General features: G+C 46.6%; 23 protein-coding genes and 1 pseudogene. 12 read left to right on the top strand and 12 right to left on the bottom strand.

Going from position 1 to position 25,649, the window contains the following annotated elements; translation table 11 throughout:
* Window positions 1-115 precede the first annotated feature (115 nt).
* Window positions 116-364: a DUF167 domain-containing protein gene (locus QUB10_RS11220; protein WP_333202066.1), complete on the top strand. Its 249-nt coding sequence runs from the start codon at window positions 116-118 to the stop codon at window positions 362-364.
* Between the two features lie 346 nt (window positions 365-710).
* Window positions 711-899, top strand: a complete 189-nt coding sequence (locus QUB10_RS11215) for a CsbD family protein (RefSeq protein ID WP_333054441.1) — start codon at window positions 711-713, stop codon at window positions 897-899.
* Between the two features lie 135 nt (window positions 900-1,034).
* Here QUB10_RS11215 and QUB10_RS11210 read toward each other — a convergent pair whose 3' ends face one another.
* From QUB10_RS11210 to QUB10_RS11190, 5 genes are all read right to left on the bottom strand, one after another.
* Entirely contained in the window at window positions 1,035-1,208 is a 174-nt protein-coding gene (locus QUB10_RS11210; protein ID WP_333202064.1) for a DUF4926 domain-containing protein, read from the bottom strand.
* A gap of 406 nt (window positions 1,209-1,614) precedes the next feature.
* Window positions 1,615-1,746, bottom strand: coding sequence for a hypothetical protein (locus QUB10_RS11205; protein WP_333202062.1), 132 nt, complete (start codon window positions 1,744-1,746; stop codon window positions 1,615-1,617).
* 407 nt (window positions 1,747-2,153) lie between these two features.
* Window positions 2,154-4,130, bottom strand: coding sequence for a calcium-binding protein (locus tag QUB10_RS11200; protein WP_333202060.1), 1,977 nt, complete (start codon window positions 4,128-4,130; stop codon window positions 2,154-2,156).
* 6 nt (window positions 4,131-4,136) lie between these two features.
* Window positions 4,137-4,313: a hypothetical protein gene (locus tag QUB10_RS11195; RefSeq protein ID WP_333202059.1), complete on the bottom strand. Its 177-nt coding sequence runs from the start codon at window positions 4,311-4,313 to the stop codon at window positions 4,137-4,139.
* 280 nt (window positions 4,314-4,593) lie between these two features.
* The gene (locus QUB10_RS11190) at window positions 4,594-5,727 is read right to left on the bottom strand and encodes a cob(I)yrinic acid a,c-diamide adenosyltransferase (RefSeq protein WP_333153872.1); all 1,134 of its coding nucleotides are present in this window, start codon (window positions 5,725-5,727) and stop codon (window positions 4,594-4,596) included.
* A gap of 225 nt (window positions 5,728-5,952) precedes the next feature.
* Here QUB10_RS11190 and fraC point away from each other — a divergent pair, with 225 nt between their 5' ends.
* The 5 genes from fraC (at window position 5,953) to larE (ending at window position 10,202) form a co-directional block, all read left to right on the top strand.
* Complete coding sequence (gene fraC, locus QUB10_RS11185) at window positions 5,953-6,471, top strand: filament integrity protein FraC (protein ID WP_333202057.1); 519 nt, start codon at window positions 5,953-5,955, stop codon at window positions 6,469-6,471.
* Between the two features lie 5 nt (window positions 6,472-6,476).
* Window positions 6,477-7,475 (top strand): DUF5357 family protein, encoded by a 999-nt coding sequence (locus QUB10_RS11180; RefSeq protein ID WP_333202055.1) that lies wholly within the window; start codon window positions 6,477-6,479, stop codon window positions 7,473-7,475.
* A gap of 202 nt (window positions 7,476-7,677) precedes the next feature.
* Entirely contained in the window at window positions 7,678-8,451 is a 774-nt protein-coding gene (locus tag QUB10_RS11175; RefSeq protein ID WP_333202054.1) for an ABC transporter permease, read from the top strand.
* Between the two features lie 123 nt (window positions 8,452-8,574).
* Window positions 8,575-9,354, top strand: a complete 780-nt coding sequence (locus tag QUB10_RS11170; protein WP_333202052.1) for a Uma2 family endonuclease — start codon at window positions 8,575-8,577, stop codon at window positions 9,352-9,354.
* Window positions 9,355-9,374: 20 nt separating this feature from the next.
* Entirely contained in the window at window positions 9,375-10,202 is an 828-nt protein-coding gene (larE, locus tag QUB10_RS11165) for an ATP-dependent sacrificial sulfur transferase LarE (protein ID WP_333202050.1), read from the top strand.
* A gap of 201 nt (window positions 10,203-10,403) precedes the next feature.
* Here larE and QUB10_RS11160 read toward each other — a convergent pair whose 3' ends face one another.
* Window positions 10,404-12,269, bottom strand: coding sequence for a polysaccharide biosynthesis/export family protein (locus QUB10_RS11160; RefSeq protein WP_333202048.1), 1,866 nt, complete (start codon window positions 12,267-12,269; stop codon window positions 10,404-10,406).
* 333 nt (window positions 12,270-12,602) lie between these two features.
* On the opposite strand from QUB10_RS11160, the gene QUB10_RS11155 reads away from it, so the two are divergent.
* Window positions 12,603-13,286 (top strand): class I SAM-dependent methyltransferase, encoded by a 684-nt coding sequence (locus QUB10_RS11155; protein ID WP_333202046.1) that lies wholly within the window; start codon window positions 12,603-12,605, stop codon window positions 13,284-13,286.
* 77 nt (window positions 13,287-13,363) lie between these two features.
* On the opposite strand, the gene QUB10_RS11150 is transcribed toward QUB10_RS11155, so the two are convergent.
* From QUB10_RS11150 to QUB10_RS11140, 3 genes are all read right to left on the bottom strand, one after another.
* Complete coding sequence (locus QUB10_RS11150) at window positions 13,364-13,699, bottom strand: type II toxin-antitoxin system RelE/ParE family toxin (protein WP_333153864.1); 336 nt, start codon at window positions 13,697-13,699, stop codon at window positions 13,364-13,366.
* On the bottom strand, window positions 13,699-13,953 hold the full coding sequence (locus QUB10_RS11145) for a hypothetical protein (RefSeq protein ID WP_242716968.1): 255 nt from the start codon (window positions 13,951-13,953) through the stop codon (window positions 13,699-13,701). Before QUB10_RS11145 ends, QUB10_RS11150 begins: the two co-directional genes overlap by 1 nt.
* Window positions 13,954-14,496: 543 nt before the next feature.
* Window positions 14,497-14,715, bottom strand: a complete 219-nt coding sequence (locus QUB10_RS11140) for a hypothetical protein (protein WP_333202044.1) — start codon at window positions 14,713-14,715, stop codon at window positions 14,497-14,499.
* Window positions 14,716-15,054: 339 nt separating this feature from the next.
* On the opposite strand from QUB10_RS11140, the gene QUB10_RS11135 reads away from it, so the two are divergent.
* The 4 genes and pseudogenes from QUB10_RS11135 to QUB10_RS11120 form a co-directional block, all read left to right on the top strand.
* Complete coding sequence (locus QUB10_RS11135; protein WP_333202042.1) at window positions 15,055-15,693, top strand: histidine phosphatase family protein; 639 nt, start codon at window positions 15,055-15,057, stop codon at window positions 15,691-15,693.
* A gap of 148 nt (window positions 15,694-15,841) precedes the next feature.
* Window positions 15,842-16,609, top strand: coding sequence for a YebC/PmpR family DNA-binding transcriptional regulator (locus QUB10_RS11130; RefSeq protein WP_333202040.1), 768 nt, complete (start codon window positions 15,842-15,844; stop codon window positions 16,607-16,609).
* A 122-nt stretch (window positions 16,610-16,731) separates the two neighbouring features.
* The gene (locus tag QUB10_RS11125; RefSeq protein ID WP_333202038.1) at window positions 16,732-19,011 is read left to right on the top strand and encodes a restriction endonuclease; all 2,280 of its coding nucleotides are present in this window, start codon (window positions 16,732-16,734) and stop codon (window positions 19,009-19,011) included.
* A 50-nt stretch (window positions 19,012-19,061) separates the two neighbouring features.
* Window positions 19,062-19,256: pseudogene (locus QUB10_RS11120) on the top strand (YebC/PmpR family DNA-binding transcriptional regulator); the annotation flags it as partial.
* Between the two features lie 9 nt (window positions 19,257-19,265).
* On the opposite strand, the gene QUB10_RS11115 reads toward QUB10_RS11120, so the two are convergent.
* The 3 genes from QUB10_RS11115 to QUB10_RS11105 form a co-directional block, all read right to left on the bottom strand.
* The gene (locus QUB10_RS11115; protein ID WP_333202036.1) at window positions 19,266-19,868 is read right to left on the bottom strand and encodes a Uma2 family endonuclease; all 603 of its coding nucleotides are present in this window, start codon (window positions 19,866-19,868) and stop codon (window positions 19,266-19,268) included.
* Between the two features lie 254 nt (window positions 19,869-20,122).
* On the bottom strand, window positions 20,123-21,997 hold the full coding sequence (locus QUB10_RS11110) for an adenylate/guanylate cyclase domain-containing protein (RefSeq protein WP_333202034.1): 1,875 nt from the start codon (window positions 21,995-21,997) through the stop codon (window positions 20,123-20,125).
* A 159-nt stretch (window positions 21,998-22,156) separates the two neighbouring features.
* Window positions 22,157-25,465, bottom strand: coding sequence for a PAS domain S-box protein (locus tag QUB10_RS11105; protein ID WP_333202032.1), 3,309 nt, complete (start codon window positions 25,463-25,465; stop codon window positions 22,157-22,159).
* Window positions 25,466-25,649 lie beyond the last annotated feature (184 nt).

Below are 25,649 nucleotides of genomic sequence, written 5' to 3'. Positions count from 1 at the left end.
CGTCCCGCCCGTCCAAAAAGGACGGGCGGGACGCCCATCCCACTTTCAAGAGTGGAAGTTATTTAATTCTCATTCCTTATTAGTCATTAGTCATTAGTTATTAGTTATTAGTCACATGAAAATTTTCACAGTCAAAGTTAAACCGAATTCCAAACAGCAAAGCATCGCAGAACAACCCGACGGCAGCCTCACAATACATCTCAAATCGCCGCCTGTGGAGGGTAAAGCAAACCAAGAATTAATCATGCTGTTGGCCAAAAAGTTTAAAGTGCCGAAATCTGCTATCGGCATTAAATCAGGTCTTTCCTCGAAAAATAAACTTGTCGAAGTTGCGATCGAACCTGCAACTTATATTTCTCCCTAGGGACACGGCAGTGCCTTTCGTCGTGTCAACTTAAGACTAAAACCCTTGAGAAATCTCGCTAATAGTCGAGTCTAGATCCCCCTAAATCCCCCTGATTGTTGGGGAGTAGGGGTTGACTTAAAGAGGCTTCCTGTCCCCCCCTTAAGAAGGGGGGTTAGGGGGGATCTGGCCTTAATAGTCAAACAGCAATCTGTAACTTGGTTTGAGCTTAAGTTGACACGAAGAAGGGCACGGTGCCGTCTCCCTACCGGATATCTATAAAGTTAACAGCAAGTCTATCTAAAGAGAGATACAAACTCAACTTTAAAATCATATATTAGTAGTTGTAGAGTTAGAATAAAAAATTATGAACATTGAAAATAGAGTCGAAGCAACAGCGAAGAATATTGAAGGCAAAATCCAAGAAGCTGTTAGCGAAGTTACAGGCAATCAGAAAGATAAATTAGAAGGTCAAGCCAAGCAGGATGAAGCATCAGCAATTCACCTGAAAGAAGACCTCAAAGATAAAGCAAAAGAGATTGTAGACCGAGCTTAGTAACAGTATTCCCTACAAGTTTCCTGCCTACAAAATCCCGCAAACGATATGTTTGCGGGATTTTTTTTATAATTAGCCTAAATCATTTGTACCAATATGTAGGGGCGGGTTTATAAAGATTATTGGTGGCAAAATTCATCGGGTAACTGCCCCTACAGATTCTACTAACTCATAGTGTAAAAGCATTAATTTTGTGGCTGGAATTGTTTCGATTGCATAAGTTGTGCCATCTTGATGAGAAAATTCTACCTCAAAAGCACTGCCATCAAATTCCATCACGACCGTTCCTACTTGTCCTTTATTTGACACTCCCCAACCTAAAGGATGGGGATTCTTAATTCAGCGACTGACCTTTAAGTGTTGCGTCCTTACGGCAATACTCAAACCTTTTAACCGTAGAAATCCTACCAATTAACGAGTCTGATTCGCAGTCACCCGCCTAGGGCCTATCTCCAAAAGCGTACTAGGATATTGACAAGCGAGTTTGGGTATGCCCTACCCTACCTAACAAAAGTAAATTGTTTATTTTTCTGGTTGTGAGACTGTATTAAGCCTCTAGCTGTTTATAGAGTTTTCGCCGCTCTTTGTCCCCCGGTTAACGCCTAAAAGTGTGTCTGAGTCCCTGTTTCACGATGGCGAAGGAGTTTAACCTTGACTATTGTAGTATACCACAAATACTAGGAATTTCCTGATGTTTAAGAATGGATTTAAGAAATTAAAGCCGTCCTAAAAGGATGGGGTCTTCAACCCATATCTCTGATAATTTAATGATTTGTTTTGTTTCAAAATGGGTGGCTTCTAAATCTTCAGTTAAAGCAACAATATCTAGGTCTTTAATTGTTTTCATTGTTTTTACCTTCCTTTTTGACTGGTATCGTCTTTGAGTTGGGGGGCGGGTTTATCAAGATTATTGATGGGTGGCAAAATTCATGGGTGAACCCGCCCCTACAGATTCTAATTTTCGGCTCAATTCCCCATGCTATAAAGGCCCAATTCCCCATTAATTAAATTTAACGGTTGGGCGACTATGGTCGATCGGGGTTATTCGTTGGGTGGGGGCGGGTTTATCAAGATTATTGATGGGTGGCAAAATTTATGGGTGAACCCGCCCCTACAGATTCTACTTTTCGGCCCAATTCCCAATGCCCACAAAAAAGCCAGGGATGGATATCCCCAGCTCGAAACAAAGCACAATTAGTTTTGAGAGTTGGTAGGGCGATGTTTCAGAATCGATCCCACCCACTTTTACCCAAATTAAATCAGGGTAATGTCAGCAGCCGTCACGCCCGGTCTGCCATTCAGAATTGCCAGGGTAACTACTCCGTCAGCAGTACCAAAACCGTTAGAGTCAAATCCTAGTCGTCCGGTTTCATTTTCATAAAAGACGAACGAATCTGACGCACCCGCCCCGGCTGGACCAAAACTGCCGTTGTACTGCCCACTCTCAAGCGCCAAGAACGCCTGCGAAGAAAGTTGATTCGTATTTTTCACTCCCCTCAAGTTCGGGAAGCCGTTGGAGCCATTGATTTGGAAGATAAACTGGTCTTCGCTCGTAAAATCGCCGATTTGGTCTACGTTAGTACCCACGGCGCCCTCGCCGAAGTTGTTGTAGTAGAAGCTGTCATTGCCTGAGCCACCAATCAGGGTGTCAGCACCAGGCCCGCCGCCGAGAGAGTCGTTACCCTCGCCGCCGATCAAATAGTCGTTACCAAACCCGCCCAGGAGCGTGTCGTTTCCGGCACCGGAATTTAAGGTATCGTCCCCGGCTCCTCCAGCGGCGTCGGTAGCGTTGGATGAGTCGCCGAACAGGATGTCATCCCCGCTACCAGTAGTGATCACATCAGTGCCGTTGCCACCAGTAATGAAGTTGCTGCCTAAGGTATCGGTAATCAAGTTTGGCGCTGTAAGACCGGCAAAGCTGACGCCGCTAGCGTAGGAGATGAAGTCGTTACCCTCCAAGTTGCCAATCAGGCGATCGCGCTCGCTGCCAAAGAAGATGGTGTCACTTCCCACGCCACCGTTCATGAGGTTGGTGACAGTGAAGCTGCTGCCAGTAGGATTGGTGTAGCCAATTAACAGATCGCCTCCCAGTCCGCCTTCGAGAGTAATCAAAGCAGTACCAGTACCAGCAAAAATGGCAGCGGTAGCATTGATAGTATCGTTGCCATCTCCACCGGCTGCGTTAGTAAAGGTACCGCTCAGGCTGTCGTTGCCTTCACCACCGATCATTGTATCAGTCGCAAAAGCTGCAACGATCGTGTCATTGCCTACTCCGCCGTCGAGCGAGTTGCGACCCGCGAAGCCTCCAAATGAACTCTGGGCGCCTCCGCTCAAAGTTAGATTCAGTGCCGTCTCCGACCGGATTAAGTCGTCGCCTGCACCTCCCAGCGCGGTATCAGAAGTTGCGAAAACCCTGATCGTGTCGTTGCCGTCGCCGCCGTCTAAGAAGTTTCTGCCGGCCTCAAACTCGCCGATACCGCCGGTGAGAGAATCGTTGCCGCCACCGCCAATCAAGGTGGTTCTCTCAATGCCGATCGTAATGACGCTGCCCTGAGCAAACGGGCTTGTCTGGGTACGGTTGGTAATGAATAAGATGTCGTCGTCCAGATCGCCCGACAGGTAGCTGTTGCTGGCGACACCTCTTAGGGTATCGTTGCCTTTACCGCCAAAGAGACTGTCTCTTACATTGATACCTACAACTAAGTCGTCGCCCAAATCTCCCCGCAAGTAGTTGCTGCCTTCATTGCCAGCGAAGCCTCCGGTTAGGGGAAGACCGAGGTTGTTGCCACCCCCTGCGATGAAGAAGCCGATCGAGTCATTGTCCTTACCGCCGTAGAGGGAATCTGCTCTCTGGGCCCCTCCCAGCATCGTATCTGCGCCCTCATTACCAAACATGAGGTTAGCTTCGACAGTACCTTGGACGAAATCTTCTCCCCCACCGCCGTACAGGCTAGCGCGGGCTTCAGCGACTATGGTGTCATTGCCTGTGTCGCCAAACAGCAAAGCCGGAGTCCGCTGGGATCTGATTGAGTCTTCGTCCTCGCCGCCGTACAGTGTATCGTTCGGGCCAACTGAAATCAGAGTATCGTTATCGGCTTGGCCAAATATTAAGCTGCCGCCCAGGGTGGAAGTTCTAACGAAATCCGCCCCGCCTGCGGCGAAGATTGTATCCGGGCTCAGTCCCGGAAGGTTTAAATCTAGTTGATTAGAATCGTCATTTAACGTTGTCATAAAGCTTCACTCCTCTACTTGTTGGTCATCGCTGGTGCGACTACAGACACTGCCTAGAACACCGAATGTTTGGATTCCGCTGTAGTTTAACCTGTTTGCCAGCCGCAAGTCTAGCCTACTGGCGTTAACCCTGTCTAGACTTTCTCCCTCGCGGTTGTTTTGCTTGTAAGCTTTTATATTCAATGTCTTCACCCTTTAATAATCCTGGTGCACTGTCTCAGGTGCTCACGCTCCATAAGACGCGGCTCATATTCTTAATGTTCCGTTCTGGGTTGGCGGTCGGGGATCGCGTCCGGGGGAGGAAATTAAAGATTAAAAAAGGCAGATCTGGGTGATCGGGAAGACCAGGGAAATTGGGAGATTGGTTACTTGCTAACAAGGCTTTGTGGCAATTTCCGGTTTTCCAGGCAGGGCCATCATTTAATAATTCTGACCCGGATTGAACCGAGTACCGCTCCGGGCTTTAAAAGTCTACGCCCCGCTTTAGTTCTACGCCCCGATCGCCGTAGTGTTTGTGACAGTATACCTCGGAGTGTACGCTTGCCAAGTCAAAGTAAGCGTGGGGTTTGTGGCAGCGCCCGGTGATAATAATTTCTGTATCCCGCGGCTTGCGTAGCAGGGCTTCGACGATCGGCTCTACCGGCAGCAGTTCTAAGTCTACTGTGGGATTGAGTTCGTCGAGAATAATCGTTTTGTACCAGCCACTGGCGATCGCACATTTGGCGATTTCCCAGCCGCGTTCTGCTTCTATGCAGTCTAGCTCTTGCTGTTGCCCCCGCCAAACTATAGCATCTCGGCCGCACCGCTGGTGGTCTACTAGCTGCGGGTAGCTTTGCCGCAAAGCTGCGATCGCCGCATCTTCTGTATAACCGGTGCCACCTTTGAGCCATTGCACGATTAACACCCGGTGAGATTGGTCTTGACTGATACCCCTACCTATTGCCTGCAAAGCTTTGCCCAAAGCGCTCGTAGACTTGCCTTTCCCCGCTCCCGTGTATATTTCGATACCGGAAATATGATGATCTGCCGCAGCAGGGTGATAGTGGGGCTTCATTTCTGAGTGTAAGTCGGCAATCTCCAGCAAAGCTTCGGGGGCCGCTCGGCCTGTGGCGATGACTTCTAAATATTCTGGTTTGTTTTTGAGGGTTTGGACTACTTCGTCAACAGGCAGCAAACCCAAGTCCAATACGGGGTTTAGTTCGTCTAGTACCACGACGGAATAGAGCGAGCTTGCGATCGCTCCTTTGGCGATATCCCAGCCTCGCTGAGCTTCGGCGCGATCGAAGCGGGTGATTGCTTCGGCCCCAAAATATTCGGCACGGCCGGTACGCACTTGGTCGATCAAGTGCGGAAATGCCCGTTGCAAGGCTTCTATTGCCCCGTCTTCGTCGTAGGAGCGGCCGGGGCCTTTGAGAAAGCGCAGCAACAAGACTCGCGTGGGCGAGTCTGAATTGATACCCAGCCCGATCGAGCGCAACACTACTCCCAAAGCTGCCTGAGACTTGCCTTTACCAGCGCCGTCGTAGACGTGAATCTGACCTGCGGCGCGTTCCGAACGGGATGAGGCTGTCCGAATACCAATGCCATTCCTTACCATAATCAGCAGTTGTTTGAGTCTATCGGGGTGGGTATTCGATCGCGCGCCTTGAATGTTTAATTTTTCCATTCTGTTGGCGGATCTCAACAGATTATACGATAAGTCCTAACCCCCAATCTTTTAAGCAGCGATCTAACGCAATCAGGTGCTCAAACCTTCGGTTAAGATTATTCCGTTTGTGCTGTACAATTAAAATTTAACACGGACTGATATACCTAAAGGCTTATGATTGCGAGTGTTTTCCCATTTCGGACTGTTTTGGTGCAAATTTTAATTATGTTTTTGGCGATCGCGATCGAATCGTGGTTTTTGCAAAAATTACTTAAACTCGGCCCCAAAACCAGCATTGAATATACAGCCATCCTCAATCTATCTTGCACTTGCGTAGGCTGGTTAGTTTTCTTCGGCATTGAAAGCGTTCTTAGCAAAGAATTGCGGGAACAGCTTATCGGTTATATTTTATTAGGACGTGGGGATAATGTTTACGCTCCAATAACTATGATAGCACTCTCCGTATTAGCAGTAACTTTTCTAGCTAAATGGCAGGGCTTAGAATTCATAGAAAACATGGTTGTCGGCAATAAAAAAGCTTCCCAACCTCAGTTTTTAGGCCCGCCCACCCTCACCCGCCGTCCTCCCAAAAGAACTTTTCAAGTAACTACCCAGTTTGGGGGAATTTTAATCGCCCACACTGTTAGCAATGTCGTTATTTTAACCGTGTTGTTTTTGCAAAGCGTCTATTGAAATTTATGATGAAGCAATTTTTAGATGTCACTCAGCAACTCACTAAGCTGACGAACAACCTTTGGGAAACCAATAAAAAAATCCAAAAGGCGATGATTCCGCCTAAAGTTGTTCACTGGAAGACTCCTTTACTACTCAGCATCTTTTTAGCTTTGCTGACAGTGGCGGCAGTCACTGACTGGCGGACGAGAACTCTGCTTTTTGATATGAGCTGGTTATTTTTTACACTTTCAATGGGTTTACTGACAAGTCAGCAACCTTTTGTGATTAAAGGAGTAAGTCTGAGTCCGTGGGTGACAAGCATTTTAATTGGGTTGTGGTTGCTGGTAAGATTGCCGTCGGATAGAAAGGAAATAGCATGGATATCCGGCCCAATTATAGCAGTAGTCGTTCTTGCTATAATAGAGATTTGGAATAGCGAGTCAAAACGGGAAGGTATCAGGTCGTTGGTGCGCCCTCAGTTTTTGATGATTACTCTAGTTCACCTGCTGTTTTCCTGTTGGTTTGCTTTTCACTTTTTAATTCAAGGTTGGATACAACAGTATCCGAGCGTTTTATCCCAGGATTTAAGGCAAAGCGATTATGTGGTGACATTTCAACGGCCAACTATTAATCGCTCCCGAGGAGTTGTCATCCTCAATGAAATGGAGCGATACCTGCAAAATGAAGCCCGCACCAAACCGTGGGCGCAAGTAGAGCAAATGTTAATAGATATTGACAACGAGCGATTTTTTCTGCGGAATCAAGCCTTAAAAACAACTGGGGTAGTCGCAGAAGATGGGAGGTGGGATGTCAAAACTTCGATCGTCCAAGGAGCGTCCCGCTATCAGTTAGAGATGCAGGCAACTTGGCTGGGAGTGGTTTTTAGACCGGAAATATATTCGTTTACCAAATCTTGCGAGGTGTTCGAAGTGGCCAATAGGGCGACTGTAACCTGCGATGCCATCAAACGCTCTCAACCCGGACAGAAAAAAGATGGAACGGCGGGGGACAGTCAAGTTTGAGTCTGTCTCTGTTAACTAATTGCGATCGGTATAGCGGGAGAGTGGGAGAGTCTGAGAGTCTGAGATGGAAAAAATCCTCTTTCTTCCCTCTTCCTTCTTCCCTCTTTTTTCTTCCTTCTTCCCTCTTTTTTCTTCCTTCTTCCTTCTTCCCTCTTCCTTACACTAAAAGTATGGCAAAAGTTTCCAGTGGGTTAATAACTAGATGAATTTGAGAAGAATCTTGACAGTCGCGACCAATGTATTTTGGGAAGTAATTCGCGATCGCATCCTTTACTTAATTATTATTTTTGCTCTGTTGATGGGCGCCTCGGTACGGTTGATACCGGAATTGGCGGCGACAACCGAAAATAAAATTATCTTAGATGTCGGTTTAGCTGCTATGAGCATTCTCGGTCTAATTGCCACAGTCTTTGTGGCTACCGGACTGGTGAACAAAGAAATTGAAAAGCGGACTGTTTATCTGTTAGTTGCTAAGCCGATAAGTCGGGCTGAGTTAATTGTGGGCAAGCACTTAGGACTGTCGGCGGTGCTGGCGGTGCTTGTAGCAGCAATGACTGTTATCTATCTGGCTATTCTGAGTTTGAGCCGCATTCCTTTCCCTTTGGAAAGCATTTTAATCGCTTCGCTGTTTATCTGGTTTGAGCTATGTCTGATGGCTGGTGTAGGGATTTTATTTGGGGTGTTCAGCAGTTCGCTGTTGGCAACTTTACTGACATTTGGCGTTTATTTGATGGGACATTCTACGCGGGATTTAGTGGCTTTGGGCAAGTTAACTAAAAATCCTGGTCTTGAACAATTGATGATGGGACTTTATCTGGTTTTGCCGGATTTAGCCAGATTCAATTTGAGAAATGATGCTGTTTACGGACAAGTTCCTTACTTGGCAGGTTTGATTACAGATGCTGGCTACGGTTTGCTGTATGTGGTGCTGCTGTTGTCAATTGCGATCGCCATATTTTCCCGTAGGGAATTTTAAAACGCGCCTTCGCTACTTTCAAAAGTGTGAGTATATCAAATTATCACGCTAAAATATAAAGGAGGCGATCGCTCAGAAATCTCGACTAAAACTAAAATTTTTATTGGTAAAATGAGGTGACTTATGACTACTATAATTCACAAACCGATATCGCAGCTCAAGATTACTTGGCCTCTGCTACCCGATGATTTCATCCTACCAGACGACCCTGTAGACGATATAGACCATCCCTTGCTAGCTAACGGTTTGCGCCAGTCTGTAGTGGATTGCCCGGAACTAATGCAAGACGCACTAATAGTTTCTAATTTTGCTTTGTGTGCTGCTGTGGACGATCGCACTATTTGCAAAGCCCCAGACTGGATGTACGTGCAGCCGGTTCAAAAGAGGCCTCACAACTATCCCCGCCGCAGTTACACGCCTCATACCGAAGGAACAGTCCCTTTTGTAGTGATGGAATTTTTATCAGCTACTTACGGCGATGAATACTCTGTGGAACACACAGAAGAAATCGGTAAGTGGTTTTTTTACGAACAAGTAATCAAAGTTCCTCGCTATGTCATTTTTCGACCGCATACAGGCAGAATAGAAGTTTATGCGCTTGAATCAGAGCGTTATGACAATCAAAATCCTGATGAAAACAGCCGTTATTTAATACCTGGATTAAATCTATTTTTGGGAGTTTGGCAGGGAACTCGCGAAGGGAGAACGGGATATTGGCTGCGCTGGTGGAATACGGCGGGCGAGTTGCTTTTGTGGCCCGAAGAACGGGCAGAAAATGAACGCCAGCGGGTCGATCGCCAACAGCAAGACAAAGAGTTAGCCGAGACGCTGCTGGAACAGGAAAGACAGCGAAATCAAGAGCTTTTGGGTCGATTGGCAGCCCTCGGTATCGATCCAGAATAGCAGTAATAAAAGTTGAAATCATGTTAGTAGAAAAACTCGAAGAATTAAAAAATATTTTCGCACAAATGGAACGGGCTTTGATTGCCTACTCCGGCGGAATTGACAGCACTTTGGTAGCCAAAATCGCTTTTGATGTGTTGGGCGATCGCGCTTTGGCAGTGACGGCTGTGTCGCCGTCTTTACTGCCAGAAGATTTAGAAGATGCACGGATTCAAGCAGCCGAAATTGGCATTGCCCACCAGGAAGTAGAAACTCAGGAAATGGCAAATCCCAATTATACTTCTAACCCAGTTAACCGCTGCTATTTCTGCAAAAGCGAACTCCATGATACTTTGAAACCCCTAGCACTAGCAAAGGGTTATCCTTATGTGGTGGATGGGGTTAATGGTGACGATTTAAAGGATTACCGTCCGGGGATTCAGGCTGCGAAGGAACGCGGCGCGCGATCGCCCTTAGCAGAAGTAGGCATGACTAAATTTGAAGTGCGGCAGTTGGCAAAAGAATTGGATTTGCCTTGGTGGGACAAACCGGCTCAACCTTGTTTGAGTTCGCGCTTTCCTTACGGCGAAGAAATCACCGTTGGAAAGTTGCAAAGAGTGGGGCGCGCCGAACGGTATTTGCGGCAGTTGGGACTAAAAAATTTGCGAGTGCGATCGGACGGAGATACGGCGCGCATTGAGTTACCCGCAGAGGAGATTCAGGAGTTTGTGCTAAATACGGATTTGCCTGCATTGGTGGCAGTGTTTCAGGATTTTGGTTTTGTGTACGCGACTTTGGATTTGGAGGGGTTTCGCAGCGGCAAATTAAATCAGGTTTTGCAACCGCAGTTGTTGGGAAGGAAAGGTTGATTAATTGGCGTTGCTGATTTACGGTATGAAACGCCTAGGATGTTTGCCTTAGATTTGGGATGTGCCATGTAAAGCAAATCCGGTTTTAATACCCCCTTTATTTCTTAGTCCCCCTTTGCTCGGACGAAAGTTTGACTCTTTGCAGCGGTTTCAACCGCCGATTCATAAAGAGGGTGGCTAACTTTCAACGCCCGAGTCTTATCAAGGAGTAGTTGGCTGAATTTGCTGTGGCTGCATTTGCTGCTGCTGATTTTGCTGCTGAAGTTGCTGCTGCTGAATCAGAAGCTGCTGATTCTCAATATCTATTTGCCGCTGTCTGTCTTCGAGTTGCAAGCGTCTGTCTTCAAGTTGCAGCAATCTGTCTTCAGCTTGCCGCTGTCTGTCTTCACGTTGTAGCTCTCTGTCTAGCAGTCTGTCTTGACGTTGCTCTTGTCTGTCTTGACGTTGTTCGCGAAGCTGTCTGAGCTGATTTCGCCGCTGGAAATCCCCTCCCAAAAATAAGTTTTCAAAAGCGTTGATAGTTGCTTGAAACCCCGTAAAAATGCCACCAACAGTGTTAACCCCAGTTGCTACTCCTGTTATTGGCTGCAAGAAACTGTTGATATTGTCTCCTACCCTAGCATAGCCCGATCGCGCTACCAGAATCACATCATTGTTGCGGAGAGTTGGGTTATTATTAGGATTCAAGCCTTGAGCAAAATCCACCTCGATCGTGCGGCGAGAAACAGTACCGTTGGGGTTCAATCGCAATAGTTCTACCTTGTCTTTTTTAGCCCGCAATTGATTGAAACTGCCTGCGGTCAGCAAAGCTTGGTGCAGGGATGTACTAGGCCGCACCTCCAAAGCCCCAGGCCTAATTACTTCTCCTACAATATTGATGCTAATGGCGTTCGGAGAAAAACTGCTATTTGCCACTTGAGAAACTTCAGCTAAGTCTACAGTAGCTGCCGTCGGGATAATTACGCTATCTCCTTCTTGCAGCAAAATATCTTGAGTGGCGTCGCCTTTTTGCAGCAAATCCCACAGATTTACCATGATAGTTTGTTCATTGCCACCTCTGACTCGGCGGCGGATTTGCACGCGGCGAATGTCAGCTTCTGTAGTGATACCACCAGCAATTTTCAATGCTCTAGTTATCGTTGGTAAGCCCACAACTGCTCCTTGCTGTTGGTCGATAGATACAAAACTCAACTCTGTTTGTTGGTTGCTCGATCGCACATCCGAAGCAAATACAGTATAAGGCCCCGGCCGGTTTACTTCCCCGACAATTACCACACCAATTGGTTTAGTAATATCAGCGGAAAAATTAGCACTGGCTCTTTGACGAACTTCTTGAGTATTAAGGGCCCTTGCTGTCGGTACAAAAATTGTATCTCCATCTCGAATCGTGACATCTTGACGCAAATTTCCCGTGTCTAAAAAATCCTGCAAATCAACATTAGTAACTTGCTCTGGCCCGCCTCTGCGGGGACGGCGAATTTGGACATTTCGCATATCTCCTGCTGATGTCACCCCTTGTGCAAGTTGCAGCATTTCCATCAAAGTCGGGAATTTTACTCCTCCTCCATCTCTAGTGGGATTAATCTTGTAGGAACCCGGGCGAGTAACTTCACCTGCAAGACCTATATTTAGGGGGCGAGCGACCATCAGAGTCACGGTAACAACGGGAACATTGATGAAGGGTTCGTATCGCTGGGTAATTACGTTAGCAGCTTGTTGCAGCGTCAACCCTTGAATTGAGACGCTGCGAATGATTGGCAAATTGAGCGTCCCGTCAACTAACACTTGATATTCTCTGCTGAATTCAGGGACGCCGAATATCTCTAAAGCAATGCGATCGCCCGACCCTAAAGTATAAGCTGCTTCTTGTGTCAGCGAACCCGAATTGCCGCTCGCCGGCAAACTCGATCCCGCAGGTGGCGGCGGCGGTACTCTCGGCCTGTTTGGGTTAGGAGTTCCTGCTGGAGTTCTGACGGCCGGCAACTGAGCTCTACTGGGCAGCGAACTCAATAGCACCAGGAGTGCTGACAAACTCAGACTTGTAGCGGTTTGAATGGTATGTTTCATCTTTCTTCCCTGGTTGCAGCCTGTCAATGAACAAGAGCCATTTAGCTAGTTGATTTTAGTTTATTTTCCCTGCTGTCCAGTGTAGCCTCGCTTTGCTGCAAAATCCACAGGTGCAAGCATAAAAATTGTGCGATCGTACTTAACTATTTTGTGCCTTGTTTGTAAAGAAAGTGTAAAGCCCGCCAACTGTTGTCAGGATTAATATCTCGTTTGAGCAAAATTATTCATACATAAGTCCGCATACAAATCAACCCGCCGAAGAAAGGAGATAGGAAAAAACCGCCCTAATTTGAGGTAAAATATTAGATAATTCTATCTGCAGGACAAAGACAAGTGTCACTAAAATTGGATAAAGTAATTCCCTGGGGGCGCTGCTTGGATGAATACATAGGAATGTTTAGCTTGACCTCAAGTGACCTCAAGCTAGCAATTCTTGATTGTGCGGGCGGCCCGGCGAGTTTCAATGCGGAAATGACTCGCCAAGGTAACAAGGTAATTTCTTGCGATCCAGTTTATCAGTTTACTGCGGTGGAAATTGGCGATCGCATCCAAGAAACATATCAAACTGTGATTGACGGTGTTAAAGCCAATGTAGACGGCTACCTGTGGAATAATTTTGAATCGCCCTACCAGCTAGGCGAAGTGCGAATGAAGGCGATGCAGGAATTTTTAGAAGATTTTCCATCAGGCTTGCAACAAGGCCGCTACATTAATGCTGAGTTGCCAGTTTTGCCTTTCGAGAACGGTCAATTCGATTTAGCTTTGTGCAGCCATTTCTTATTTGCTTATTCTCACCTGCTTTCGGAAGAATTTCATCGGTCAGCAATTACAGAAATGTGTCGGGTTGCGAAGGAAGTCCGGGTATTCCCTCTATTGCAGAGTTTTAGCGGGGAAGAATCAGATCACTTAAATCCGATTATCACCGAATTAAAAAAGAGAAGTTTTAGTGTAGAAATTCAAGAGGCTCCTTATGAGTTTCAAAAAGGCGGGAATAAGATGCTGCGAGTTAGGGGGTGAATGTAATTCGCGGCTGCGGAGGGCATGGCAATTTGCGATCGCTTATTTCAAAAAAATTAGATAAGCTAAGCATAAGGTCATGCCTCATCTTGGGGTTCGCCAATCGCACGCTGGACTGCATGGCGAATGTGGATAATCCTCACCGTTGGTATGGGTTGATCGTCAAAAATAGTGAAGAGTATGCGATACGTGGTTTTACCACTTCCATACAGAAGCTGGCGAATCTCTTGGCTGAAAAACGCGTTTTCACGGGCTAAAACACAACGACGCGGCATTTCTTTCAGTGAGGAAATCGCTTTAATCAGGCCCTGATACCATGCTTGAGCGCGTTCGGGAGTCGTGAATTGGGAAAAGTTCAGAAACGCTGCATCAGCTTCAGATTGAGCTGTACTGGAAAAGTCAATGCGATACATTATGCTTCCAAAGAAAGTCCGTATTTCTGGTTTTGTCTATCGACAAACTCTTCCAGAGTAGAAAACTGACCCCGATCGAAGTCATCAAGTCCGCGTTGAATCCCTTCTAATGCCTCGAAGAAATCGCTTTCATCAAAGCTAAGTCCGAACGCGATAACAGCTAGGGTAACGCTGGTTATATCTTGTCCTGTACTTTCCGCCCGTTGGCGCAGCAGTGCTTCGATTTGGGGGGGTAAGGTGAGTGTAAGAGTCATAAAAGTTATGATGAATGGTTAACTTTATTTTCTAACTTTATTTTGGCATAGGTAGCCAAAACGATCGCTTCCTAAACTATCGGCCCATTCCTGAAACCGATCGTGCTCTTCGGCCCGTCTTGTTTGTTTGGTAATCTTGCAAGGCTGCGAGACTCAAGGCGATCGTTTCTTCTTCGCTGAGGGGTTGAAACTCATTTGCTGTGTCAATTTCGCCCCACTGATATCCCTCCGTTTCCTCGGCAATTTCTGCGATTGTTCAAAGTCGCTGAGATTACCGTTGGATTGATTCAGCCATGAAAGCACGATCGCCTTAACCGAATCGTGCTTTCATGGCTTGAATTTGGGCGTGAAGTTGCTTTATAGATTGAGCCATTCGACAATACAGAGTGACTGATGTAATTTTAGCGCAGTGTCAAATAGTTGTGGAACTATAACGCACAGTTTCCGCATATTTTTGATAATTTTAAAATCCATGTTAGAGTGGATGCTTGAAAAAAAAGCCGCACGGATAGAGGGACGAGCTTATTTCTCAGACACTACGTTTTATTTAGTAATTCTCATCAAAAACCGCAGAACTTCATTCACTGCTTCAGAATCTGGAAACATCTCTGCAACATCCGGTTCTAAACGAATATTTAGACCACCAAAGGTCGGGAGTATCTCATATTTGCAACAACACTTCTTTCTTCTTCCTTCTGACTCTTTTCTCCTGGCTCCTGACTCCTGACTCCTAATTCCAATTTCGAGCTTTGCTGCTTTCATTGAGATGCTCCCCCAAAGGTCTTTCGTCCAGAGCCTACCCTTCTTACACGTAACTTCCTCAAATCATATTCCGATCGCAGTTCATCGTTCATCCCTGTTTTATTCTTATTCATAAACTTCAAGATATTTGATATACAGCATATTCCATGTAGATGTGGTACACATAATCTTCTCGTCAGTAAGGTGCGTCGCCCTCAAAAATATGCAAGTTATATCTAAGATGTCGCAGATCCGCACCCTACGGATTAACTTGTTTTCATCCCACTCGAATTTCAGAAAGATCCCAAATCAGCATCTTTGATATAATATTACACCTAGAAGCCAAACTAAAACCAACTCATGCCACAAACAGTCTGGATCGCACGACACGGAAACCGCATCGACTTCGTTAACCCCGATTGGTTTCTTACCGCCGAACGCCGCTACGATCCTCACCTTTCCGAAGACGGTCACGTTCAAGCCAAACAACTAGCCAATCGCCTCAAAGGTGAAGGAATTTCTCATATTTTTGCTTCCCCTTTTCTGCGAACTGTCCAAACAGCAAATCACGCGGCAGAAGCTCTCGATTTATCAATTAAACTAGAGTGGGGACTGTGTGAATGGCTGAATCCTGAATGGATGACAGAAATGCCGGAAACTGAGTCCGTCGAAGCTTTGTGCAGGCGTTTTCCCAGGATTGATGCTTCCTACAAAGGCGGTATTGCTAATTATCCCGAAACAGGGGAAGCTTGTCTCAAAAGGGCGGGGGAAACTGCTAAACGCCTCGCGGCTGAGTTTCCCGAAGATATGTTATTAGTAGGTCACGGTGCGTCGGTTTTAGGAACTGCGATCGGGCTGGCGGGCTGTGCAGAAACGGAAATTAACGCTTCTTTGTGCTGTTTGGTGAAAGTGGTGCGGGGCGAGGGAGAATGGTCGATCGCACTTAATGGCGATACTTCTCACCTGACTGACTCTGAAACCGTGATCCGGTTTAATTAAAGTTGAGATTCGTGCGAAAAATCGCATTTTATGCTATGTGTGTAAGGTGCGCGGCAGAAGAGCACCCTACGTTAATCTGATTAGTCCGAATCTGGGTGTTATTGTTTAATCTCGATCGCACATTTTAAATCGAAAATCTTAAATCGGTATGGCTGGACACAGTAAGTGGGCGAATATTAAACGCCAAAAAGCTAGAGTTGATGCCGTTAAAGGCAAGGTTTTTGCTAGAATATCTCGCGAAATTATTGTCGCGGCCCGCAGTGGAGTTCCCGATCCCGCTGGCAATTTTCAACTGCGGACGGCTATTGAAAAAGCCAAGGCGGCCGATATTCCTAATGAAAACATAGAAAGGGCGATCGCCAAAGGTGCCGGCTTGGCGGGGGGAAGTTCGGATTTAGAAGCTATTCGCTACGAAGGTTACGGCGTTGGCGGGGTTGCTATTCTAATTGAAGCGCTGACAGACAACCGCAACCGCACAGCGGCTGACTTGCGAGAAGCTTTTACTAAAAATGGCGGCAACCTGGGCGAAACTGGTTGTGTGGGCTGGATGTTCGACCACAAAGGAGTTTGTACGGTACGCGGCCCAATTGATGAGGAACAATTGTTTGAAGCGTCCCTAGAGGCGGCTGCGGAATCTTATGATTTGATATTAATTGATGAGGATACTGAAGGTGCAGAGGTATTTACAAGCGTGGCTAATTTGGAACAGTTGGCTGATGTTTTGAAACAAAAAAGTTTTGCAGTTTTGCAGTCGGAAACTCGCTGGATTCCGAGCAATACCGTGGAAATAGACACTCCTGAAAAAGCTCGATCGCTCCTTAAGTTAATGGATGCACTGGAAGATTTGGACGACGTGCAAAGTGTGACGGCGAATTTTGAAATGAGCGATGAATTGATGTCTTCGGTCATGGTTTAATGGTTGAAAGATGAGGGATCGGGATCGTCCTGCTGGCACTGCAAAAGACGAAAACTAGCCAGCGGGACGATCGCGCTACACTATTACCAGGAAACGAATCCCCATCTGTAGGCGAGTGGGGAGTGTCAATCCAACGCATTGCTGAAAAAGCTGCATTGAAAATCTCAACCCACAGTAAAGCCATGCTAGATAACAACGAAAGCAAAAAAGACAGCACCCACTCACCAGAAGTTCTCTCAGCAAGCGAAGTATCAGAAACCAAGGATCGATCCAAATCGGAGGTGCAGGCTGAACCAGGGGATAAATCTAATTGGTTCGGTTCCGTTTTCGGAGCCGTCTCTGCAACGGCGAGTGCGGTAGGGAATGCGGTAGGGAATGCCGGAAGTGCGATTGTTAATACCGCCAGTGCGGTAGGGAATGCAGCAGGCAGTGCTGGAGATGCGATTGTTGTTAATACCGCCAGTGCGGTAGGGAATGCCGGAAGTGCGATCGTTAATACTGCGAGTGCGGTAGGGAATGCGGTAGGCAGTGCTGGAGATGCGATTGTTGTTAATACCGCCAGTGCGGTAGGCAATGCCGGAAGTGCGATCGTTAATACGGCGAGTGCGGTGGGGAATGCAGCCGGCACTGCTGGAAGTGCGATTGTTGATACGGCGAGTGCGGTGGGGAATGCCGCCGTTAGTGCTGGAAGTGCGATTTTTGTTAATACCGCGAGTGCGGTGGGGAATGCAGCGGCGAGTGCGGGAAGTGCAGCAATGCAAGTTCCCAATTTTTTTGGTTCATCTCTAGTTTTTATTTCGCAGAGTCCTATCCTGAAAAAACTGACTGAAAATTTCAAAATCGACTGGTTAGTTAATGCGATCAATAAAGTTGATGTCGTGACTGCCGAGGCGCAAGTTCGAGAGTTGCAGCGCCAATATCCTCACGAGAAACCTCAAGAAATCGCACATCGCTTAATGGTGGAAAAAGCCTTGCTAGCGGCAGGAAGTGGCTTGGTTAGCAGTTTAGTTCCGGGCGCAGCTTTGGCATTGGCTGGCATGGATTTAGCGGCAATGACGGTGTTATCCGCCGAGTTGGTTTATCAAATAGCTGCCACCTATGGAAAGGATTTGCAATCGAGCGATCGCCAAAAAGAAGTTGTCGCTATTTTCGGTTTATCCTTGGGTAGCAATTTAGCGATCGAAGCTGGAGTTACGCTTGTCAGCAATATTCCGTTGGCGGGTGCGGTAATTAATGCTAGCGCCAGTGCGGCAATGATTTACGCGCTGGGATACGGTGCTTGTCGGTTTTATGAAGCCGATCTCGATTCCTCGGAAATCGAAACCAAGCTCGAAGATTTACAAGAGGTATTGCAAGCGGAAAGTGAGCAATATTTAGAGACAGCGATCGCACAAGAAACGGTGATGGATTGGATTTTGGTGTATGTCGTCTATGCGAGCAAAAAATTCACCCGATGGGATGAGTTATTACCGGAATTACGAGCGGCGAATTTAAATCCCAGGACTTTAGCTGAGATTGAAGCTGTGACAAATAAGTCTAAATTACTTCCCAAGTTGGATATTTTACTCGAACAACTCGAACTTGACTTTGCCGAACCACTTTTAAAGCGATGCACTGAGATCATCGAGGCTGACGGTGAAATTAATCAACAAGAGGGGAAAATTTTGCTGACAATTCAACGGGCTGTTTTGAGCAAAAGAAAGCAAGCTCAAAAGCCACCCCAGCAAACTTCGATCGAGGATGCGGTATCGGAACCCACTGAAGCACAAACTGAAGTCCAAGCTGCATCACAAACTCCCTCTTTATCTTCGGATTCTTCTACTAATAAATTGAGTTCAAGTATGCTGCAAAACTTCAAAAAAATCTTAAAAGTTGCTACACTATTAGACGTGCCAAAGATTGCTGATTTAATCGATACTGAATCACAAACTCCCTCTCGCTCTTCTCATTCTCCTTCTGCTAAATTGAGTGCAATTCTGCTGAAAAAATTCAAGCAGATTTTAGCAGGTTCTACGCGGTTAGAAGTCCCAGAGATTGGGTATTTAATCGATCAGGTCGATCGCATGACGGGAGAAGAGTTTGAGGAATTTTTAGCCTGCTGTTTCCGCAATCTCGGTTATGCGGTCGAAATGACACCCAAAACGGGGGATTTTGGTGCGGACTTGATTCTCTCTAAAGCCCGCAAGAAAACCGTTGTCCAGGCAAAACGCTATCAAGGAAAAGTGGGAAATTCCGCCGTGCAAGAAGTGGTTAGTGCGGTTAAGTATTACGGGGCGCAAGATGCGATCGTTATTACAAACAGTATGTTTACATCCAATGCTCATAAACTGGCTCAAGCGAATGGGGTACAACTCTGGGGAAGAGAACAGTTAATTGATTTAGTGATTCGAGCTAAAAAATAAGGTATCTATGAACCAAGAATCCCAGTCTCTGAAAGAGCGGGGAGTGTCATTTGAAACACAAAAACTTGGCAGTTTTGCAGTCGGAAAATCGCTGGATTCCGAGCAATACAGTGGAAATAGACACTCCTGAAAAAGCTCGATCGCTCCTTAAGTTAATGGATGCACTGGAAGATTTGGACGACGTGCAAAGTGTGACGGCTAATTTTGAAATGACAGATGAATTGATGTCTTTGAGTATGGTATAACGATCTAAATCACCAGATTTTTGCCATCCGCAAGACAAATCCCGGTAACTCTGGATCGGCGCTGACTGTTTCAGGATTATCCAAGATTTCAGGTTCGCAATCGGGACGGTAGATGTAGACTTTTCTGTTTTTGCGATCGAGCAAAAAGCCGAGTGATACACCGTTCTCAATATATTCTTGCATCTTGTTTTGCAATCCCTTGAGAGTGTCACTAGCAGACCGCAATTCAATCACAAAGTCTGGACAAATCGGTGCGAATGAGGCTTTTTGTTCTTCAGTTAAGGCATTCCAGCGCTCTAGTTTAATCCATGAGGCATCGGGGGATCGGGTTGCTCCATTTGGCAAGGTAAAGCCTGCACTGGAGTCAAACGTTTCACCTGTGCCATCTTCTTCTGCCCAGTTCCCCAATTGTAGGGCAATCTTGAAGTTGCGGTTCCCTGTATCTGAAAAGGCTGGTGACATAATGATAACTTCCCCACTGGCAGTACGCTCAATTCTCAAATCGCGATTAACTATACAGAATTCATAGAACTGTTCAACAGTCATCGATTGGATCGCAGGGAAATTGACCGTCAGTGGGACGCTTTCGGTTTGAATTAGCAGCGTCGTCATGGTTTTTCCTTTTTTTGGTGCAGGGGTGATAGAATACCTTGAGCTTATCATATCTTAGCTTGGCGATCGAAAGTCTTAGTCGATCGGGGAATCGGAGGCTTGTATCCGTTTTTGGGCTGGATTAATCGATTTTAGATTTTAGATTTTAGATTTTAGATTGACTCCATAGATAAATCTGGGAGCTTGAACAAGAGTCTAAAATGTTGCTCTATCCACAACAGGAGGCGGAGGCTTGTATCCGTTTTTGGGCTGGATTAATAATCTTTTTTCCCAGTCAGTAAATAAGTAACCATGTATCCCTTGCCCTTAACTTGAATGGCGCCGCGCTTCTGAAAAGTATATTTATCTTTTAATATCTCGTAGGTTTCGGCGGTGACTTGAATGCAGCCGGTAATCCCGTGGGATTCCATGCGCGAAGCAATATTTACTGTGTCGCCCCAGAGGTCGTAAATAAACTTTTTTAAGCCGATAACGCCGGCAACGACAGGCCCACTGCTAATCCCGATCCGAATGCTGAAAGGTTCCGAATGTTCTAAACTCAGCAGCCTAATTTCGTGCAGCATATCGATCGCCATGTTCGCCACCGCCTCGGCGTGATCGTCTCGGGGCGTAGGCAAACCGCCGACAACCATGTAAGCATCACCAATAGTCTTAATTTTCTCCAAACCGTGGCGATCGGCCAAGTGGTCAAAAGCCGAAAAAATATCGTTGAGCACTTCCACTACCGCCGTCGCTGAAATTCTCGACGAAAGCTCTGTAAACCCCACAATGTCGGCAAACATCACAGTTACTTCCGCAAAACTTTCGGCGATATTGTGTTCATTGTCCTTCAAACGTAGGGCGATCGCTGCGGGCAAAACGTTTAGCAGCAGTTGCTCGGATTTAGCTTGTTCGAGTTCCAACTGTAGGTAAGCAGCCTGCAACTGTTCGGCTTGGCGAATTCTTTCTCCGGCTAGCTTTTCGATTTGGGCGGTGCGGCTCAAAGATGTCAGCATATATGTCACCGGAATCAGAGTCCACAGCATCCCCATCGTCAGAGTTCCCCAAGAGCGCCAGTGCTTGCGAATCCGGCGAATTTCCGGCGTTGCAGACACGTACATAGACCACTGGCGGCCGCTAATTTTCAGCCGCCTTCTGCAAGCTGTATAGTTCGGGCCTGGATTGTCAAGAATCGGGCAGTTTTGCATGAGGGATCGGTCAGCAGCGGCTGATGCTGGAAGCACTTGTTGGCTCGCGGATTGGAACTGCACCGCAAATTGCTGAATTTGCCTCTCAGCAGGGAGATTTTTGAGAACCGGGTTGGCCGTTTGGGGTAATAGCGAGGGTGCTTGTTGCTTGTCTGGAGCCTCGCTAACGAGATAAATATTGAGGTAGTCGGTATTGCGTCCTTTTAAAGAGGTTTGGAAAATATCTTTGCCTCGAAATACGCCCAGAACAAATCCTTGTAGCAGTTGGCGACGGGATTCCAGGGTAGTCGGTTTACTGCTGTTTTCGTAAATCGGAACTATTGCCAAAAGACCTAGTTCCGGGGAATTGCCCTGAGTTAAGCCGATGTAGTTGGTGACAATCATTTCTCCTGTATCGCGTCCTCGATCGAGGGCGGCGCGGATTTCTGGGTGGGAGGCGAGGTCAAAGCCTAATACTGTCTCGTTTCCGGTGGGTGGTTCGACGTAGAAAGCCGGGAAGTATTCGGAACGCTGGAGGGCCTTGCGGAGTTCTCCTCGCGGGCCGCGCTCTGTAATCTCAAAGCTGGGATCTGTTTCGGTTCTAGCTTTGGTTTCGTAGTTGCGCCGCTCGTCCTGGGGGACGCGGGGGGCCCAAGCCAGGAGTTGCAGGCTGGGGTGGACGGCTAGGGGACGGGCGACAAACCGGGCAAAAGAGGAACGCTCGACGGCGCTGAAGGCTTTCATGTAGTCGCTGAGGGCGAGAACAGTATCTAAGTCGGAGTTGAGCTGGCGTTCGATGCCGATCGAAATATCGTCAATGCGGCGGTGCATTTCGTAATCGCGGCGCTTGTCTTCCCAGTCCCAAACCAAGGCGAATGCCAGGGCCGACAGCCCGACACCCAAAGCCAGCGTCAACCCGGCTGGAATGTAGCGAGACCAGGATAAAGGTAGTTTTTTCAGCATATTTGCCTAGCGAATAAGGGCAGCAGATTAGCACACCGCTGAGTGCGATTTGTTCCGGCCTCTGAGTGCGGTTAATTCCAAACCCTGATAACTCAAGTACCGACGGCAATTTGGAATTAAAAGTTAGATATTTAAACTTTTAGATTAATGGACGATCGCTCAGCAGGGGATTTCAATCCAGAATTCCGCTCCCTGTCCGGGCGCTGAGATGCACCGCAGGCTTCCCTTATGTTTTTCTACCACAATTTGATGGCTGATGGATAATCCTAAGCCAGTTCCAGAGCCTACGGGCTTGGTGGTGAAGAACGGGTCAAATAGCCGCTTGCGAACCTCTTCGCTCATTCCCGGGCCACTGTCGGCGATGCAAATTACAATGCGATCGCAATTACTGAGCTGGTTTTTACTGTGGCTTTTCAACCCAGCTTTTTTCATGAGGGTGCGAATCACGATCGTCCGAGGTTGCGGTTGGTTTTCTAGAGCGTCGATCGCGTTGCTGATAATATTGAGAAATACCTGGTTTAACTGACCCGCACAACAGTGTATTTTCGATATTTTTCCGTATTCTTTAATAATTTCAATCCCGCTTTTTATACTTGCCTGATGCAATCTGTGCTGCAAAATTAACAGTGTACTGTCAATCCCTTCATGAACGTCTACCAACTTCATTTCTGATTCATCCAGTCGCGAAAAGTTCCGCAGCGACAACACAATATTACTGATTCTTTCTACTCCTACTCTCATGGAATTTAGCATTTTTGGCAAATCTTCCTTCAGAAAATCCAACTCTAACTCCTTAATTTTTTCAGCAATCTGAGGCCCAGGGGACGGGTAGCATTCCTGGTAGAGAGTTAACAGTTCAATTAAATCGTGAAAATAGTTGTAAGTATGAGAAATATTGCCGTTAATAAAAGTTGCCGGATTGTTGATTTCGTGGGCAATCCCAGCCACCATCTGACCGAGACTCGACATCTTTTCGGATTGAACTAATTGGATTTGAGCGTTTTGTAGCTGTTCGTAAGCTTCTTGCAATTGGGCGGCTTGTTTTCTTAATTGAGATTCGGAAGCTTGGAGTGCGGCGGCGGAAATTTTGCGGTTCGTTATATTTTCAATCATCCCTAAGTTGTAAATAGGTTTTCCTTCGCCGTCTCGAATCAAAGTAGCTGTCACATTTACCCAAACAATTTTACCTGTAGCGGCAATCTGGCGGAGTTCGATTTGATAGTGAGTAATTTCTCCCCGCTTCAGAGAATCAGCAACTTGGAGATTTTTTGGAGAATCTTCGGGATGCCCAAGTTCAATAAATGTTTTGCCGAGCAATTCTGCTGCAGTATATCCCAGCATTTCGCAGTAAGTTTTATTGACTCTCACTAACTTGTTATCATCTAAATTAGCTAAGTAGATAGCGATGGGTGCATCTTCAAAAATTGTGCGAAATAGTTCCTCGCTGGCCCGGACTTGAGCTGCTAGGGAAAGCCTATCGGTGATGTCTTCAAAAGTAGACAAAATGCCGACAACATTGCCGGAATTGTCGTGTAAAGGTATTTTATTTGTATCCAGACAGCACTGCGTGCCGTCGGCTTGCATTTTGGATTCTATGATGTGATATTCTGGGGTGTTGGTTGCCATGATGCGGCGGTCGGCGGCTCGAAAAAATTCTGTTTCTTCTGGCTTCCAGGGCATATCGAAGTCGGTGAGACCGGCGATTTCACTGGGGTGATTGAAACCTGCGACTTTGGCAAAGTTTTTGTTGCCTCCCAAGTAAACTAAATCTCGATCTTTCCAGGCGATTAACTGAGGGATGTTGTTGATTACCAACCATAGCATTTTTTTAGATGTTTCCAAGGCTTCCGTGCGTTCTCGGACGCGCTTTTCCAGTTCTTGATTGGCTTGTTGCAGGGCGATTTTTGACTCGCTGAGGGCGATTTCTGCTAGCTTGCGATCGCTGATGTCGATTGTCACTCCCTCCCACAGTATATCGCCCCCAGGCTGCATTTCGGGGCGGGCAATGCCGCGAATCCATTTCACTTTTCCCGATCGAGTTACGATCCGCCCTTCATATTTCCAAGGTTTGAGAGTTCCGCCGGAAATTGCGATTGATTCTAACAGAGGTTTTAGGTCTTCTGGATGCACCGTTGCCCAAATTAAATCGGAGTTTTGTTCAACTTTTTCGGGTTCTAATTCGTAGAGTTCCCAACAACCGGAACTGACATAAGTGAATTGATCGGAACCGTCGGGATGCCGCAAGTATTGATAAATCATTCCCGGCACGTTGGCGGCCATTTTTTGGAATCTGGCTTCGCTTTGCCGCAGTGCTGATTCTGCTAGTTTGCGATCGCTAATGTCAATCAATACGCCATCCCAAATAATGTTATCTTTTTCGCCCGGTTCTGGTCGGGAAGCCCCGCTAATCCACTTAATCCGATCGCCCGGAAAAACAAATCTGCCTTCCCACCGCCAAGGCTCTAAAGTTTTAGCTGAGATAGCAACAGACTCCTGGAAGCTGGGCGCATCGTCTGGATGAATCATTTCGATCGCGGGAATAGCTGAGTTTTGGAGTACATCTGGTTCTAATTCCCAGAGTTCGCGGCAGCCGGAACTGACGTAGGGGAATGACATAGTGCCGTCTGCTGCTAACTGAAATTGATAAATCATTCCCGGAACGTTGGCGGCTAGTTTTTGAAACCTCGCTTCGCTTTGCCGTAGTGCTGTTTCTGCTTCTACGCGATCGGTAATATCGTAAAATGCCGATAAAATTGCGGCTTCGCCATTAAAATTAATCGCTCGCATCGACATTTTTACCCAAAAAAAACTGCCATTTGCTTTCTTGAGGCAGATTTCTTCGCGGTCGGCCAAGCCGTTTTGTTTGACTAATTCTATCAATTGACTGCGGTCATTGATATTGGCATAAAGTTCATTTTTTTTTCGTCCGATAAGTTGTTCGTAACTCAAACCTAAACTTTCTCCGAGGGCGGGATTTGCATACAAAATTACGCTATCTTCTAGGCGCGTAATTGACATCGGAACGGGAGTCACAGTGGCGATCGCCCGCAATCTTTCTTCGCTTTCTTCCCTGGCTGTTTCGGCTGCTACTCTTTTGCTAATATCGTTCTGAACTCCGATAAAATGAGTTAATTTTCCCTCATTATCTAGGATGGGGGAAACCATTAATTCGTTCCAAAAAGGAGTTTTGTCTTTGCGATAATTTTTGAGAACTACCAGAATTTCCGTTCCTGCTTGCAAGCTGCGGCGGAGTTTATTTAATTCGGCCTGATCGGTATCGGGGCCCTGCAAAAATCGGCAGTTGCGTCCAATAACTTCTTGGGTACTGTAACCGGTCAGTTTCTCAAAAGCAGGATTGCAGTAGATTATAGGTATGTCAGGCTTGCGAGCATCCGCTATGAGAATGCTGTTGCTCGACGCTGCGATCGCCCGTTCTAGGAGAGTCAGGTTGAAAGAGTCTGTTGTCATCGGTGGCAATATTCACGCTCCTGCGGAGCGGACAGAAGAATAAAAAACTATACACACCTTAAGCTATTCTTATTCTATAATCTTATTTTTAATTTAGCTTTTTTAACAAAGTCAGCAGCCCAAAAAAGTCGGCGAGGGAGACGACTAATACCATTTTAGATGTTAGATTTTGGATTGGCAATGA

The sequence above is a fragment of the Microcoleus sp. B5-D4 genome (genome assembly GCF_036705145.1).
Classification (GTDB): Bacteria; Cyanobacteriota; Cyanobacteriia; order Cyanobacteriales; family Microcoleaceae; genus Microcoleus.
Note: the sequence above shows the minus strand (reverse complement) of the source record. Positions and strands in the feature narration are given on the sequence as shown.